Source organism: Corynebacterium sp. HMSC034B08, from assembly GCF_001835805.1.
In the GTDB taxonomy this organism is placed as follows: domain Bacteria; phylum Actinomycetota; class Actinomycetes; order Mycobacteriales; family Mycobacteriaceae; genus Corynebacterium; species Corynebacterium coyleae.
The window spans coordinates 1-339 of record NZ_KV825951.1 but is presented as its reverse complement, the minus strand read 5'-3'; the positions used below and the strand labels follow the sequence as shown (position 1 = coordinate 339).

General features: G+C 54.3%; 1 pseudogene. It reads left to right on the top strand.

The annotated features are described in order from the left end of the window. Positions 1–108: 108 nt before the first annotated feature. A pseudogene (locus HMPREF2656_RS04905) lies at positions 109–339 on the top strand (transposase); the annotation flags it as partial.

Below are 339 nucleotides of genomic sequence, written 5' to 3'. Positions count from 1 at the left end.
ACTCCATCTCGGTCGACCATCGCGAATTGGCTGCACGACGCTGGAGTAGTTGACGCGAATGCCCGCAAGCGCCCACGCAGTTCGTATAAGCGGTTTGCCCGCGACTTTGTGTGTGAACTGTGGCAGATCGATGCTGTGGTCTACCGGCTATTCGACGTCGAACATACCCAGGTCACGATCTATCAAGTTATTGATGACGCCAGCAGATTCGATGTTGGCACAAAAGCGTTTCCCCGGCCTGAAAACGGCGAGGATGCTCGCATCACCTTGAAAGAAGCATTCGACCGATACCGCAAACCGCAGGAAATCTTGTCGGACAACAGTGAAGCGTTTGCCACC